13 protein-coding genes are annotated in these 14,128 nt (G+C 74.5%); 8 read left to right on the top strand and 5 right to left on the bottom strand.

Going from position 1 to position 14,128, the window contains the following annotated elements; genetic code table 11:
* Positions 1-25 precede the first annotated feature (25 nt).
* The 3 genes from K7396_RS06985 (at position 26) to K7396_RS06975 (ending at position 5,013) form a co-directional block, all read left to right on the top strand.
* Complete coding sequence (locus tag K7396_RS06985) at positions 26-2,053, top strand: S9 family peptidase (protein WP_086716481.1); 2,028 nt, start codon at positions 26-28, stop codon at positions 2,051-2,053.
* Positions 2,050-2,982, top strand: a complete 933-nt coding sequence (locus tag K7396_RS06980) for a S66 peptidase family protein (protein ID WP_086716482.1) — start codon at positions 2,050-2,052, stop codon at positions 2,980-2,982. The genes K7396_RS06985 and K7396_RS06980 overlap by 4 nt, the downstream gene beginning before the upstream one ends.
* Before the next feature lie 216 nt (positions 2,983-3,198).
* Positions 3,199-5,013 (top strand): CocE/NonD family hydrolase, encoded by a 1,815-nt coding sequence (locus K7396_RS06975; protein WP_086716491.1) that lies wholly within the window; start codon positions 3,199-3,201, stop codon positions 5,011-5,013.
* 107 nt (positions 5,014-5,120) lie between these two features.
* On the opposite strand, the gene K7396_RS06970 is transcribed toward K7396_RS06975, so the two are convergent.
* Positions 5,121-5,315: a ferredoxin gene (locus K7396_RS06970; RefSeq protein ID WP_086716483.1), complete on the bottom strand. Its 195-nt coding sequence runs from the start codon at positions 5,313-5,315 to the stop codon at positions 5,121-5,123.
* Between the two features lie 35 nt (positions 5,316-5,350).
* Entirely contained in the window at positions 5,351-6,538 is a 1,188-nt protein-coding gene (locus K7396_RS06965) for a cytochrome P450 (protein ID WP_086716484.1), read from the bottom strand.
* Between the two features lie 503 nt (positions 6,539-7,041).
* On the opposite strand from K7396_RS06965, the gene K7396_RS06960 reads away from it, so the two are divergent.
* Together K7396_RS06960 and K7396_RS06955 are read left to right on the top strand one after the other, a co-directional pair.
* Entirely contained in the window at positions 7,042-7,593 is a 552-nt protein-coding gene (locus K7396_RS06960) for a GNAT family N-acetyltransferase (protein ID WP_086716485.1), read from the top strand.
* Between the two features lie 13 nt (positions 7,594-7,606).
* A complete protein-coding gene (locus K7396_RS06955) occupies positions 7,607-7,981 on the top strand; it encodes a glyoxalase superfamily protein (RefSeq protein WP_086716486.1) in 375 nt (124 codons plus the stop codon).
* A gap of 63 nt (positions 7,982-8,044) precedes the next feature.
* Here the strand turns inward: K7396_RS06955 and K7396_RS06950 are convergent, their stop codons facing one another.
* Positions 8,045-8,380, bottom strand: a complete 336-nt coding sequence (locus K7396_RS06950) for a DUF6204 family protein (RefSeq protein WP_086716487.1) — start codon at positions 8,378-8,380, stop codon at positions 8,045-8,047.
* A 107-nt stretch (positions 8,381-8,487) separates the two neighbouring features.
* Between K7396_RS06950 and K7396_RS06945 the strand changes: the two genes are divergently transcribed.
* The 3 genes from K7396_RS06945 to K7396_RS06935 all read left to right on the top strand — a co-directional run bounded on the left by K7396_RS06945 (position 8,488) and on the right by K7396_RS06935 (position 12,688).
* Entirely contained in the window at positions 8,488-9,393 is a 906-nt protein-coding gene (locus K7396_RS06945) for an arginase family protein (protein WP_152104328.1), read from the top strand.
* Positions 9,394-9,501: 108 nt separating this feature from the next.
* Positions 9,502-11,529 carry a DUF5107 domain-containing protein gene (locus K7396_RS06940; RefSeq protein WP_152104329.1) on the top strand — a complete coding sequence of 676 codons (2,028 nt, stop codon included), beginning with the start codon at positions 9,502-9,504 and terminating at the stop codon, positions 11,527-11,529.
* Positions 11,530-11,764: 235 nt separating this feature from the next.
* A complete protein-coding gene (locus K7396_RS06935) occupies positions 11,765-12,688 on the top strand; it encodes an NADP-dependent oxidoreductase (protein ID WP_086720061.1) in 924 nt (307 codons plus the stop codon).
* Positions 12,689-12,719: 31 nt separating this feature from the next.
* Here K7396_RS06935 and K7396_RS06930 read toward each other — a convergent pair whose 3' ends face one another.
* Positions 12,720-13,079: a VOC family protein gene (locus tag K7396_RS06930; RefSeq protein ID WP_086720055.1), complete on the bottom strand. Its 360-nt coding sequence runs from the start codon at positions 13,077-13,079 to the stop codon at positions 12,720-12,722.
* Positions 13,080-13,158: 79 nt separating this feature from the next.
* On the bottom strand, positions 13,159-13,974 hold the full coding sequence (locus K7396_RS06925; RefSeq protein WP_086720057.1) for a class I SAM-dependent methyltransferase: 816 nt from the start codon (positions 13,972-13,974) through the stop codon (positions 13,159-13,161).
* Positions 13,975-14,128 lie beyond the last annotated feature (154 nt).

Below are 14,128 nucleotides of genomic sequence, written 5' to 3'. Positions count from 1 at the left end.
GGCCGGTGGAGGAGAGGAACTGCACATGGTGACCACGGCTCCCTACGGCGCCTGGACGTCCCCGATCGAGGCCCGGGCGGTCGCCGCGCACGACGGCCGCCCCGGCTTCGTCGGGGTGGTCGGCGACGAGGTGTGGTGGACGGAGCCGCGGCCCGCAGAGGGCGGCCGGCGGGCGCTGGTCCGCCTGCGCCCCGACGGCACCGAGGAGTCGGTGCTGCCCGCGCCCTGGAACGTCCGCAGCCGGGTGGTGGAGTACGGCGGCCAGCCCTGGGCCGGCACGGTCACCGCGCACGGACCGCTCGTCGTCTTCAGCGACTTCGCCGACCTGCGGCTGTACGTCTGCGCGCCGGACAGCGGCGAGGCCCCGCGCCCGCTCACCCCGCTGTCCGGCGTCGGTGCCGGACTGCGCTGGGTCGATCCGGTGCTGCGCCCCGAACTCGGCGAGGTGTGGTGCGTCCTGGAGGAGTTCACGGGCGACCGGCCGACCGACGTGCGCAGGGTGATCGCCGCCGTTCCGCTCGACGGCTCGGCCGCCGAACACCGCGACCACGTACGGGAGTTGAGCGACGACCGGCACCGCTTCGTGACCGGGCCGCGGATCTCGCCGGACGGCCGGCGGGCCGCCTGGATCGCCTGGGACCACCCTCTGATGCCGTGGGACGGCACGCTGGTGATGGGGGCCCGGATCACCGGCGAGGGCACGTTCGAGGACATCCGGCCGCTCGCCGGCGACCTCGGCACCGGCGGGGCGGACGGCGGCGCGGCCGGCGAGTCCGTCGCCCAGGTCGAGTGGGCGTCCGACGGCTCGCTGCTGTTCGTCTCGGACGCCGGCGGCTGGTGGGAGGTGCGGCGCCTCGACCCCGACGCGGACGGCGGCGGCCCGGCGGCGGGCAGGCGCCTGTGCCCCTCCCGGCAGGAGGAGTTCGGCGGGCCGCTGTGGAACGTCGGGCAGCGCTGGTTCCTGCCCCTGGAGAACGGCACCCTCGCGGTGATCCACGGCCGCGGCTCCACCACCCTGGGCATCCTCGACCCGGTGAGCGGCGACCTCGTCGACTCCGCGGGACCGTGGACGGAGTGGGCGTCCAGCCTCGCCGCGCACGGCAGCCGCGTCCTCGGCATCGCCGCCGGTCCGCACAGCTCGTACGAGATCGTCGAACTGGACACCTGCACCGGGCGCGCCCGGGTGATCGCCTGCCGGCATGCCGACGTCCTGGACCCCGCCTACTACCCGCGGCCGCGGAGCCGTACCTTCACCGGCCCCGACGGGCGGGACATCCACGCCCACATCTACCCGCCGCACAACCCCGACCACGTCGCCCCGGACGGCGAGCTGCCGCCCTTCGTGGTGTGGGCGCACGGCGGTCCCACCGGCCACGCCCCCATGGTGCTCGACCTGGAGATCGCCTACTTCACCTCCCGCGGCATCGGCGTCGCCGAGGTCAACTACGGCGGATCGACCGGCTACGGACGGGAGTACCGCGAGCGGCTGCGCGGCCAGTGGGGCGTGGTGGACGTCGAGGACTGCGCGGCCGTCGCCCGGAGCCTGGCCGACGAGGGCACCGCCGACCGCGCACGGCTCGCCATCCGCGGCGGCAGCGCCGGCGGCTGGACCACCGCCGCCTCGCTGACCGCCACCGACCTCTACGCCTGCGGCACCATCAGCTACCCGATCCTCGACCTGACCGGCTGGGCCACCGACGAGACCCATGACTTCGAGTCGCGGTACCTGGAGTCGCTGGTCGGCCCGTTCGCGGAGGTGCCCGACCGCTACCGCGAGCGCTCGCCGCTGCACCGCGCGGACCGCATCACCGCACCGTTCCTGCTGCTCCAGGGCCTGGACGACGTGATCTGCCCGCCCGTGCAGTGCGAACGCTTCCTCGCCGAGGTCGCCGGGCGCGGCATACCGCACGCCTACCTCGCCTTCGCCGGGGAGGGACACGGCTTCCGCCGGGCGGACACCATCGTGCGCGCCGTGGAGGCCGAACTCGCCCTCTACTCGCGGACCTTCGGCCTCGACCGGACCGATGTCCCGGCGCTGGAGCTGCGCGGATGACCCCGGCGCTGCCGGTCAGGCCGCCGCGGCTGCGGCCCGGCGACCGGGTGGCGGTGGTGGCGCCCAGCGGCCCCCTCGCGCCGGAGCGGCTGGACGGCGGGCTGGACGTCCTGCGCGGCTGGGACCTCGACCCCATCGCCGCGCCCCACGCCAGGGACACCCACCCCACCCTGCGCTATCTGGCCGCCACCGACGAGCAGCGGGCCCGCGACCTCCAGGAGGCGTGGTGCGACCCGTCCGTCAAGGCGGTGTTCGCGGGCCGGGGCGGCTACGGCGCCCAGCGGATGGTCGACCTGCTGGACTGGGACGCCATCCGGGCCGCGGTTCCCAAGCCGCTGGTCGGCTTCAGCGATGTGACGGTGCTGCACGAGGCGTTCGCGGTGCGCGCCGGGGTGTCCACCCTGCACGGCCCGGCCGTCGCGGGGGAGGTCTTCCTCAAGGACGAGGCCACCCGCGAGCATCTGCGGCGCACCCTCTTCGCGCCGGAGAGCGTGCGGACCCTGACCGCGCCGTCCGCCCGCCCGCTGGTGCCCGGACGGGCCCGCGGGGTCACCCTCGGCGGCTGCCTGACCATGCTCGCCACCGAGGTGGGCACCGCGGGGGCCGGGCGGGACGCGGCGGGCGGTCTCCTGCTGCTGGAGGACGTCGGGGAGCCGCCGTACCGTCTCGACCGCGCGCTCACCCAGCTCCTGCGCGCCGGCCGGCTGGACGGTGTCGCCGGGATCGTGCTCGGCTCCTGGGCCCGCTGCGGTCCCTACGACCAGGTGCGGGCGGTGCTGGTGGACCGCCTGGCCGGGCTCGGGGTGCCGGTGGCCGAGGAGTTCGGCTTCGGCCACGGCGACACCGCGCTGACCGTGCCGCTGGGCGTCCCCGCGGAGCTGGACGCGACGGCCGGGACACTGACGTTCGAGGTGCCGGCGACCGTGTGAGTCTGTTCGCGGACAGATTTGACGGAGTGTCAAAAGTCAACAGTGCCGCCCCTTTTCGGACACCCCGGTGATCCGCGTCGCCGGCGGACGGCGCTGAACGCACGTCCGAACGGCGACTCGCGCCGGGCGCGTTGACTTCCCCGGACGGCTGCCACAGCATGAGCGCGCCGGTACCGACTGGTTGGTACGACGTGTGTGGAGGTCCCCGTGCGCAAGGTGTCCCGAGGCGTGTCCCGCCCCCTCCTCCGCAGGTCCCTCGCCCTGCTGGCCGGCTCCGCCCTGCTCGCCCCGCTCGCGGCGACCGGCCCCGCGGTCGCCGCCGCCGACCCGTACACCGTCACCGCACTCAAGGTCACCGTCCGGGCCGGCGACCGCACCTGCACCGTCGACGCGGACGTCTACCGCCCGGCGGGTGCCGGCGCCGCCCACCCGGCGCCCGCCGTGCTGACCACCAACGGCTTCGGCGGCAACAAGGCGGACGGCTCCACCGACGCCCTCGCCAAGGCCCTCGCGGCCCGCGGCTATGTGGCGCTGGCCTACTCCGGGCTCGGCTTCGGCCGGACCGGCTGCCCGATCTCCCTCGACGACCCCCGGACCGACGGCCGGGCGGCCGGCGCGCTGGTCGACCTGCTGGCCGGGACCCGCAGGGCCGACGACGGGACGCGGATCGACTACGTCGCCGAGGACGGGCCGGGCGATCCGCGGGTCGGCATGATCGGCGGGTCCTACGGCGGGGCGGTCCAACTGGCCACCGCCGCCGTCGACCACCGTATCGACGCCCTGGTCCCGCTCATCACCTGGAACGACCTCGCCTACTCCCTCGCCCCCGACAACGCGGCCCGTGCCCACGGCGCCGGCGGGCCGCTGCCCGGTGCGTACAAGTGGCAGTGGACGGGCGGGTTCTTCCTGATCGGCGAGGCGCAGGGGCTGCTGCACCCGAACCTCGACCCGTCGCGGGCCGGCGGCGCCGGCTGTCTGCACTTCGTCGCGCGGGCCTGCGACAGCAAGCGGCTGCTGGACTCCGGCAGCTACCCGGCCGCGCGGACCCGGGAGGTGCTCGCCTATCTGCGCAGCGTCTCCCCGGTGTCGTACCTGTCCTCGGTCAGGGCGCCCACGCTGCTCGTCCAGGGCGAGGACGACACCCTGTTCAACCTCAACGAGGCCGCCGCCACCTACCGGACCCTGACCGCACAGGGCACCCCGGCGAAGATGATCTGGCAGTCCTGGGGCCACAGCGGCGGGATGAAGAAGCCCGCGCCGGGCGAACTCTCCTTGTCCCGGGGCAACCTCGACACCAGCTACGTCGGGCGGCGGATCCTCGCGTGGTTCGACCGGTACCTGCACCGGCGGACGGCGACCGCCACCGGCCCGGCCTTCGCCTACTACCGGGACTGGGCGTCCGCCGGCTCCCCCTACGCCGCCTCGGCCGTCTTCCCCGCGGGCGGCAGCCGGCGGCTGTACCTGTCCGGGGACGGCACGCTCGTCGGCACCCGCCGCGAGGTGGTGCGCGGCAGCCGGGAGTACCGCAACCTGCGCACGCCCACCAGCCACTCCGAGAGCTCGCTGAACGGGCTGCTCGGCCTGCCGGACGCCCCGCCGTACGACGCCAGGGGCACCTACCTGGACTGGACCTCGAAGCCGGTGGCGGGCGGGCCGGTGGACGTGGTGGGGGCGCCCAGGGTGACGCTGAAGGTCTCCTCGCCGCAGGCCGAGCGGGCGCAGCGCTCCCCGGACGCGGCCGACAAGCTGGTGCTCTTCGTCAAGCTCTACGACCTCGCGCCGGACGGCGGAAAGACGCTGGTGCACCGGTTGGTGGCCCCGGCCCGGGTACCCGATGTGACCCGGCGCTTCACCGTGGAACTCCCGGGCCTCGTGCACCGGTACGCGCCGGGGCACCGGCTGCGCCTCGTCCTCGCCGCGAGCGACGACGCCTACGCGGGCAATCGGGGAGTGAAGCCGGTGACGGTCGGCGCGTCGCCCTCGGACGCCGGGGTGCTCGAACTGCCCGTCGTGCACGGGGTGTTGCGGTAGCGGACGGGCGCATGCCGCAGGGGCGGGCAGGAGGGCGGCAGCGGGCCGGGCGCGCCGCGGCGCCGGGGCCGCGCGCGCCGGCCGGCCGTCCGCGGGGAGGTGGTGGCTCAGTCCTCGGTGACCGTGATGGCCTGCACGGGGCAGGCACGGGCGGCCTCGCGCACCAGCGGATCGCCCGCGCCGTCCTCACGGCCGGGCAGCAGGGCGCTGAAACCGTCGTCGTCCTGGGTGAACACCCCCGGTGCGGTCAGGGCGCACTGGCCGGCGCCGATACAGATGTCGGTGTCGATGGTGATCCGCATCCCGGACCCCTTTCGTTCGTCCGCCGTCCCGGCCGTTACCAGGCCAGCGGCAGTTCGATCATTCCTTGCAGGGTGTCGCCGGGCTTGAAGGGCACCTCGGCCGCCGGAACGGCCAGGCGCAGGTCCGGGATCCGGGTGAACAGCGAGCGCAGCGCGATCTCCATCTCCGCGCGGGCGAGGTTCTGGCCCAGGCACTGGTGGATCCCGAAGCCGAACGCCACGTGGTGCCGGGCGGAACGGCCGAGGTCCAGGTCGTCCGGCGACGCGTAGACGGCCTCGTCCCGGTTGATCAGCGAGGTGGGGAACAGCACGCCGTCGTCGGCGCGGATGAGCTGCCCGCCGATCTCGATGTCCTCCGTCGCCACCCGCAGCATGCCGTCCGCGATGGACAGGAACCGCAGCAGCTCCTCGACGGCGGTCGGCATCAGGCCGTCCTCGGCCTTCAGCTGCGCCAGCTGCTCGGGGTGTTCGAGGAGGGTGAAGGTGCCCAGCGAGATCATGTTGGCGGTGGTCTCGTGGCCGGCCACCAGAAGGATCATGGCGAGCCGGACCAGGTCCTCGTGGGAGAGGTCGCCGGTCCGCAGCCGGTCCGCGATCAGTTCGTCGAGCAGCCCGTCGGCCGGATGCTTCTCCTTGTGGGCGATCAGCTCGGTGAAATAGTCCTCCAGCTCGATCCGGGCGTGCTCCGCCTCTTCGGCGGTACGGCTGCGCAGCAGGCGGCTGGAGCGGCCCTCGAAGAACTCGTGGTCGGAGTACGGGACGCCGAGCAGCGAGCAGATCACCATCGAGGGGACCGGCAGCGCGAACGCGGAGACCAGCTCGGCGGGCGGGCCCTCGGCCAGCATCCGGTCGAGCAGCTCGTCGACGACGCGGTGGATGTCCGGCCGCAGCGCGGCGACCCGTTTCACGCTGAAACTGGGGATCAGCATCCGGCGCTGGGTGTTGTGCTCCGGGTCGTCGACCCCGAGCAGCGGGGTGCGGACCTGGCGGATCGCCGCGAAGCGCTCCATCGGCATCGGGAAGGCGGGGTTCTGCCGGTCGGAGGAGAGCCGCTGGTCGCTCAGCAGGGCCCGGGCCTCGCGGTGGCCGGTGACGGCCCACACCTTCCGGCCGTCATAGAGGGCGACCTGGGTCAGCGGTCCCGACTCGCGCAGCGGCTGGTAGCCGGCGGGCGGATGGTAGGGACAGGTGCGGTCCTGGAAGTAGGAGATGGCTTCGGTCACGGAATTCCTCCCGTACGAGGAGCGCGAGCGGGGCGGGCTGCTCGGGTGTGAGAGGTCCCTGCTCAGGCACGCCGTTTTCGGCGTGCCGATCTCACCTCATGCCGCGGAAGCCGGGCACGTCTACGCGCAGTTCGGCCAACTTCGATCAGGTTCGCTCATTTTCGGAACCTTCACCTCCGTTCAGGGCCGTACGAGGGTCTCGATCACCATGTCCGCTCCGCACGGCGCTCGTGCGAAGAGCGCGGCGATGCGGTCCGGGCGCCGGGCGCTCGCCCGGCGAGCGCGGCGGCCACCGGCGGATGGACCGGCGCGTTCGGGTGATGTACGTGTATGAACCATTGTACGGAGGTGTCCCGGGTGTGATCCGGCGAGAGGCCGTGCCACGGACGCGCCGGCGGGGCGGAAGGGGCGGGCCGCGCATACGGGGCGACACGCCGCTGCGGCGACGGGCGGCGCCCCCGAAACCGCTGGCCCACCGCCCCCGCCCTCCGTACGATCCTCCGGTGACGATCGACGACCGCTACCTCGCACGTGGCCCGCGGGTGGGCATCCGGCACTTCACCGCCGCCGACCGGGAAGAGTTCACCGCGCTGGCGCGGGAGAGCACCGGACTGCACCGGCCCTGGCTGTTCCCGCCGGCCGAGGACGCCGCCTACGACGCCTATCTGCGGCGGCTCCAGGAACCGCCGCGCGAGGGCTTCTTGATCTGCGAGCTCGCCGACGGCCGGATCGCCGGCTACCTCACGATCAACAACATCGTGCACGGCGCCTTCCGCTGCGGCGCGATCGGCTACGGCGCCTTCGCGCACGCCGCCGGGCGGGGGCTGATGGGCGAGGGGCTGCGGCTCGTCCTGCACCACGCCTTCGGGGAGATGGGGCTGCACCGGCTTGAGGTCAACGTCCAGCCGGCCAACGAGCGGTCGATCGCCCTGGTCAGGCGGGCCGGATTCCGGCTGGAGGGGTTCTCCCCCGACTTCCTCTTCATCGACGGCGCCTGGCGCGACCACGAACGCTGGGCGATCACCGCCGAGATGGTCGCCGGGGACGCCGTGTGATTCCCTGTCCGCCATGGACATCGTCTTCCACCGCACCGTGCCGGTCTTCCGGATCTTCGATGTGGCCAAGGCCCACGAGTTCTACCTCGGCTACCTCGGCTGCACGGTCGACTGGGAGCACCGCTTCGAGGCCGGTATGCCGCTCTACACCCAGGTCTCGCGCGGTGACCTCGTGCTGCACCTCTCGGAGCACCACGGCGACGCGACCCCCGGCTCCACGCTCCACACGGAGCTCAGCGGGGTGCACGCCCTCCACGCCGAACTGGCGGGCAAGGGCTATCCGTATCTGCGGCCCGGCCTGGAGCAGGACGAGACCGGCACCTCGCTCACGCTGACCGACCCGTTCGGGAACCGGCTGCGCTTCACCGAGCCGGACGCCGGCGCGTAGCGGGCCGGTTCCCGGGGACGGCCGGTCCGGGAGGCGCGGCCGCGGCCCGGGGCGGGGAGCGCCTCAGCGGGACTTGCGGTTGATCTTCATGGAGTCCATGTCGGTGACCGTGGACCGCAGTTCCCGGTAGCCGAGGCCGGCGGCCCGCAGGGCCTGCTCCGCCTTGTCCTCGGCGAGCGCGGCCGCCATCTCCTCGCCGTCCGCCGCGTCCGAGACGATGACGAAGCGGTAGCTGAAGGAGTGCAGCGCCCGGTCGTACGCCAGGGTGCCCTCGGGCGTGAACCGCAGCTGCGCCAGGTCGTTGTCGTCCATCGTGGCGAGCAGCTCGGTCCGGGACCGCGGGGTGAGGCCGTCCCACTTGCCGCGGACGATGACGCGGTAGGTGTGCTGGGTCGCCATGGGTTCGTGGTCCGTTCTGTCGTTCGCCGGTGGCCGGGCGGACAGGCTATGTCAGCGGATCTTCCGGGGCCTCCCCATTTTCCGTGCGACTGTGTGACGATCCCGGTATGCGCCGGACCGTACTCATCGATGCCCCCTCCAACCTGGGACTGCGGCCGCCCGCCCCCGGCACCGTGCCCGGCTGCTACAAGCTCGCCGGCGCCCTGCGCGAACAGGGGCTGCTGCGGCGGCTGGGCGCGCTGGAGGGCGGTGTGGTGGTGCCGCCCCGCTACGACCTGGGGGAGTGGCGGGAGGGCGACGGGGACTTCAACGCCGCCGCCCTCGCCGCCTATACGGGAAAGCTCGCCGGCCGCGTCGGGGAGCACGTCGGCGGCGGAGACTTCCCGGTGGTGCTGGGCGGGGACTGCAGCATCCTGCTCGGCGTGGTGCTCGCGCTGCGCCGGCTGGGGCGGTACGGCGTGGCCTACCTCGACGGCCACGGCGACTTCCGGCACCCGGGCAACACCGCGGTGTCCGGTCCGCTCGGCGCCGCGGCCGGCGAGGGCCTGGCGCAGATCACCGGGCGCGGGCAGGCGGATCTCACCGACATCGACGGGCTGCGGCCGTACGTCCGCGACGAGGACCTGCGCGCGCTGGGCCTGCGCGACGCGGACGAGGACCAGGCGGAGTTGAGCGCCCTGGGCATCGGTCATGTCCCGGTCGGCGAGATCCGGCGGCGCGGCCCGCAGGCCGTCGCCCGCGACGTCCTCACCGACTTCGCGCGGGCACCGCTCGACGGCTTCTGGATCCACCTCGACGCGGACGTCCTCGACCCGTCCGTCATGCCGGCCGTCGACAGCCCCGACCCGGGCGGCCTGCTCACCGACGAACTCCGCGCGCTGCTCGGCCCGTTGGCCGCCTCGCCGCGCTGTGCCGGCATCGACGTCACCATCTACGACCCGGACCGCGACCCCGAGGGGACCGGTGCCGTGCTCCTCGCCGGTCTCCTTGAGGACCTCTTTGCGCAACCCTGACCTCACCCGGCGGCCAACGGCCCTGTGCAGAGCGGCGGGCACGCGGTTGCATGGTCAACAGGAGGCCGCCGCAGCCGAGGCGGCCCGCTCCAGCATTGCGAGGCAGCCGTGGCCACGAGAGTGCGACGCACCACCCTGACCCTCCCCGCAGCCCCCCTCGGCCCCGACAACCCCCTCCCCGCCCTGCGCGGCGGCCCGGACCTCCACCGCGTCGAGATCCCCCGGGACGCCGGACTGCCCGCCGACATGGCACGGCAGATCGGCGCCGCACCGCCGCGCTCGCTGCTGCCGGTCCGGCTGCGCGACGGCTACGGCCGCACCCGCCGGGCCACGGACCTCGACGCGCTCGTCATCGAGAACGACCGGCTGCGCGCCACCGTCCTGCCCGGCCTCGGCGGCCGGGTGTACTCCCTGCACCACAAGCCCACCGGCCGGGAACTGCTCTACCGCAACCCGGTGTGGCAGCCCGCCGCCTTCGCCCTCAACGGCGCCTGGTTCTCCGGCGGCATCGAATGGAACATCGGCGCCCCCGGCCACACCGCCCTCTCCTGCGCCCCGCTGCACGCCGCCCGCGTCCCGGCGCCGGACGGCGGGGAGATGCTGCGGCTGTGGGAGTGGGAGCGGCTGCGCGACCTGCCCTTCCAGGTGGACCTGTGGCTGCCCGACGGCTCCGACTTCCTCCACGTGGGCGTACGGATCCGCAATCCGCACCACCACACGGTCCCCGTGTACTGGTGGTCCAACACCGCCGTCCCCGAGGACGAGCGCACCCGCGTGCTGGCCCCCGCCGACGCGGCCTGGCACTTCGGCTACGAACGGAGCCTGCGCCGCGTCCCGGTGCCGGAGGACGGCGGCGTCGACCGGACCTACCCGCTGCGCGGCGAGTTCCCCGCCGACTACTTCTACGAGGTGCCCGACGACGCCCGCCGCTGGATCGCCGCCCTCGACGCCGACGGCCGCGGCCTGGTGCAGACCTCCACCGACACCCTGCGCGGCCGCAAGCTCTTCCTGTGGGGCGCGGGCCGGGGCGGGCGGCGCTGGCAGCAGTGGCTCACCGAGCCGGGCACCGGCGGCTACGCCGAGATCCAGGCCGGACTGGCCCGCACCCAACTGGAACAGCTGCCGCTGGACGCCGGCGGGGAGTTCACCTGGCTGGAGGCGTACGGGCCGCTGGCCGCCGACCCCGCGACGGTGCACGGCACGGACTGGGGCGCGGCCCGCGCGGAGGTCGCGTCCCGGCTGGCAGCCGCCCTGCCGCGCGCGGACGTCGACGCCGCCCACGCTGCCTGGCTGCCGTACGCCGACCAGGAACCGAAGGAGCCGCTGGCCACCGGCTCCGGCTGGGGCGCGCTGGAGGCCGCCCGCGCGGGCCTGGACCTGCCCGGCACGCCGTTCGACGCGGCCACGCTGGGCGCGGAGCAGGAGCCCTGGCTGACGCTGCTCAGAACCGGGGCGCTGCCGGCCGCCCGCCCGGTGCCCGGCGCGGCGCTGGTCGGGCCGGCCTGGCGCGATCTGCTGGAGTCCGCCCCGTCGGGCGCGGCCACCGACTACCACCTGGGGCTCGCCCAGTGGCACGCCGGCGACCGCTCCCAGGCCGTCCGCAGCTGGGAGCGTGCGCTCGGGCACGGCGCCGGGGCGCTGCCGCTGTACTGCCTGGCCGTCGCCGAAGCCGAGGCGGGCGAGACCGGGCGCGCCGCCGACCGCTGTCTGCGGGCCTGCGACGAGGCGGCGCGGGAGGCGGCGGAGCCGGGCCCGGACGCCGGGGACCGGCAGGCCGTGCTGACGGCCCTCGTCCGGGAGGCGGTGCCCGCGCTGCTCGCGGCCGGCCGGGCCGACGAGGCGGCGCGGCTGCTGGCGGGGCTGCCGCGGACCGGTCCGGCCGACGGCCGCCGCCGGCTGCTGACCGCTCAGGTGCTGCTCGCCCAGGGGCGTCCGGAAGCGGCCCGGGAGATCTTCGACGCCGGCTTCGAGATCGCCGTGCTGCGGGAGGGCGACGAGGTGCTCGCCGACACCTGGTACGCCATCGCCGAGCGGCTGGTCGCCGCCGGCGGGCCGGTCACCGCACAGGTCCGCGCCGAGGCCCGGAGGCGGCATCCGCTGCCGGAGCGGTACGACTACCGGATGCGGCCGGTGTAGCCGGTGGGCCGGGCGGGCGGCACCGGCGCCCGGACGCGGCGCACCCCGGCACCGGCGACGGTCCCTCGTCCGGCGAGGCGGCCCTCCGCGAACTCCTGCCGTTCCTGCTGCGCGCGCTGGGGGCGCGGGCGGACTGACCGGTGGGGCGGGCGCCCCCGGCTCTCCGTCGTACGCCATTGCGGTGATCGTCCACGGCCGCGGAATGCGCGCCGGCCGTCATGTGTTCTGGCGGATCATGAAGGCAATCATCGCGAAGAGCTACGGCGGCCCCGAGGTCCTCGAATACACCGACCACCCCGACCCGAAGGTGGGCCCGGACTCCTTCCTGATCCGGGTCAAGGCGATCGGGATCAACCCGGTGGACTGGAAGATCGTCGCGGGCTATCTGGACCCGATGATGGACGGCCACTTCCCGCTGATCCCCGGCTGGGACGTGGCGGGCGTGGTCGAGGCGGTGGGCGCGGACGCCACCGAGTACGCGGTCGGCGACGAGGTCATCGGCTATGTCCGCAAGGACGAGGTGCAGCACGGCACCTACGCCGAGCTGGTCGCCGCGCCGGTCAGGACCCTGGCGCGCAAGCCCGCCGCGCTCAGCTGGCAGCAGGCCGCCGGACTGCCGCTCGCGGGGCTGACGGCCTATCAGTCGCTCAAGCGGGTCGGCGTGACGGCGGGCGAGACCGTCCTGGTGCACGCCGCCGCGGGCGGTGTCGGTTCGCTCGCCGTCCAGATCGCGGTCGCCCAGGGCGCCCGGGTCATCGGCACGGCCAGCGAGCGCAACCACGACTTCCTGCGGTCCCTGGGCGCCGAACCGGTCACCTACGGCGACGGCCTCGCCGGCCGGGTGCGGGCGCTGGCGCCCGAAGGCGTCGACGCGGCCGTGGACTTCGTCGGCGGCGGCGCCGTGGACGTCTCGCAGGAGCTGCTCAAGGACCGCGGACGGGTGGCGTCCATCGCCGACGGCGAGGTCACCGGCAAGGGCGGCCACATGGTGTGGGTGCGCCCGGACACCGCCGACCTGACCGCGCTCGGCGCCCTCGCGGACGCCGGGAAGCTGACCGTGCCGGTCGAGGTGACCCTCCCGCTCCCCGAGGCCGCCGAGGCGTTCCGGCGGAGCATGGCCGGCCGGACCCGCGGCAAGATCGTCCTTGAAGTGGCCTGACGGCAGCCCGCCGCAGCAGGAGGGGGAGGCCCTAGACCTCCCCCTCCTGCTGCCGGTCGACGTACTCGAAGACGGAACCGTCCGGGTGACGGGCCACCAGATTGCGGCCGATCGGCGTCGGCAGGGGACCGGCGATGATCTCGGCGCCGACCGCCGTCAGATCGGCCACCGCCTCGTCCACGTCCTTCACGGCGATGGTCGCCGTGATCTTCCGCAGCACCGACAGCTCCGCCTCGGGGCCGCTCATCAGGAAGAAGGGCCCGACGGCCGCGACCGCCACCCCGCCGCGCTGGAAGCGGATCGCCTCGGCACCGGTCAGTCGTTCGTACACGCCGATCGCCGCACCGAGATCGCCGACGCACACCCGCAATGAGGTCCCCAGAATGTCCATACGGGCAACCCTAGTTGGACGGCCCGCCGGTGCGCGATCACTTGGCGACGATCGGACCGGAGGTGGTAGGGGCCGGGTGTCAGACGCGGCAGAGGATCTCGCCGTGCAGGATGCCGAACCAGCCGTCCTCCTCGGCGCCCCACGCCCGCCAGGCCCGGGCGATCCGGTCCAGCTGCTCCGTCGTGGCGTGCCCGCCGTCCACCGCCAGGCGCGCATAGGAGGAGTTGACCGTGCGGTCCGCCCACAGCTCGCTCCACCAGGAGCGCTCCTCGGGGGTGCGGTAGCACCAGGTGCCGGCGGTGGCGGTGATCGCGTCCGGGGCGAAACCGGCCTGCCGCGCCCAGGCGTGCAGCCGCCGCCCGGCGTCCGGCTCGCCACCGTTGGCGCGGGCCACCCGCAGGTACAGGCGCAGCCAGTCGGCCATCCCGTCGACCTCCGGGTACCAGGTCATGGCCGAGTAGTCCGAATCCCGGACGGCGACGAGCCCGCCGGGCCTGGTGACCCGGCGCATCTCGCGCAGCGCCTGGACGGGGTCGCCGACGTGCTGCAGCACCTGATGGGCGTGCACCACGCAGAAGGTGTCGTCGGGGAAGTCCAGGGCGTGGACGTCGCCGACCGCGAAGCGGAAGTTCGTCAGGCCCCGGTCGGCGGCGGTGGCGCGTGCCTGGCGCAGTACGTCCGGTGCGTGCTCCAGGCCGGTGACCTGACCGTCCGGCACCAGGGCCGCCAGGTCGGCGGTGATGGTGCCGGGGCCGCAGCCGACGTCGAGGATCCGCATGTCGGGCCGCAGCGCGTCCCGCAGGTACGCCGCCGAGTTGGCGACGGTGCGCCAGGTGTGGGAGCGCAGTACGGACTCGTGGTGGCCGTGGGTGTAGACGGCGGACTCCTGCGGCATGGCCGGCTCCTTCGCATGCTGGGGAGCGGTGGCCGGCGGGCGCGCGGCGCCCCGGGCCACCGCTCAAGCGGCCGCACGCCCCCCGGGGCGCGGCCGCCGTGCGGCGTGGTGCTCACACCGTACGCCGCGATCTCGCATCATGAGAGTGGGGTCT

This window comes from Streptomyces angustmyceticus, from assembly GCF_019933235.1.
GTDB lineage: Bacteria > Actinomycetota > Actinomycetes > Streptomycetales > Streptomycetaceae > Streptomyces > Streptomyces angustmyceticus.
The sequence above is the reverse complement of the archived record's forward strand: the minus strand, read 5'-3'. Positions and strand labels throughout refer to the sequence as shown.

Excerpts from the sequence above, each read along its gene's own strand:
- K7396_RS06985 (WP_086716481.1), top strand. The coding sequence starts at position 26 with ATGGTGACCACGGCTCCCTACGGCGCCTGGACGTCCCCGATCGAGGCC.
- K7396_RS06980 (WP_086716482.1), top strand. The coding sequence starts at position 2,050 with ATGACCCCGGCGCTGCCGGTCAGGCCGCCGCGGCTGCGGCCCGGCGAC.
- K7396_RS06970 (WP_086716483.1), bottom strand. The coding sequence starts at position 5,315 with ATGCGGATCACCATCGACACCGACATCTGTATCGGCGCCGGCCAGTGC.
- K7396_RS06955 (WP_086716486.1), top strand. The coding sequence starts at position 7,607 with ATGGACATCGTCTTCCACCGCACCGTGCCGGTCTTCCGGATCTTCGAT.
- K7396_RS06950 (WP_086716487.1), bottom strand. The coding sequence starts at position 8,380 with ATGGCGACCCAGCACACCTACCGCGTCATCGTCCGCGGCAAGTGGGAC.
- K7396_RS06945 (WP_152104328.1), top strand. The coding sequence starts at position 8,488 with ATGCGCCGGACCGTACTCATCGATGCCCCCTCCAACCTGGGACTGCGG.
- K7396_RS06935 (WP_086720061.1), top strand. The coding sequence starts at position 11,765 with ATGAAGGCAATCATCGCGAAGAGCTACGGCGGCCCCGAGGTCCTCGAA.
- K7396_RS06930 (WP_086720055.1), bottom strand. The coding sequence starts at position 13,079 with ATGGACATTCTGGGGACCTCATTGCGGGTGTGCGTCGGCGATCTCGGT.
- K7396_RS06925 (WP_086720057.1), bottom strand. The coding sequence starts at position 13,974 with ATGCCGCAGGAGTCCGCCGTCTACACCCACGGCCACCACGAGTCCGTA.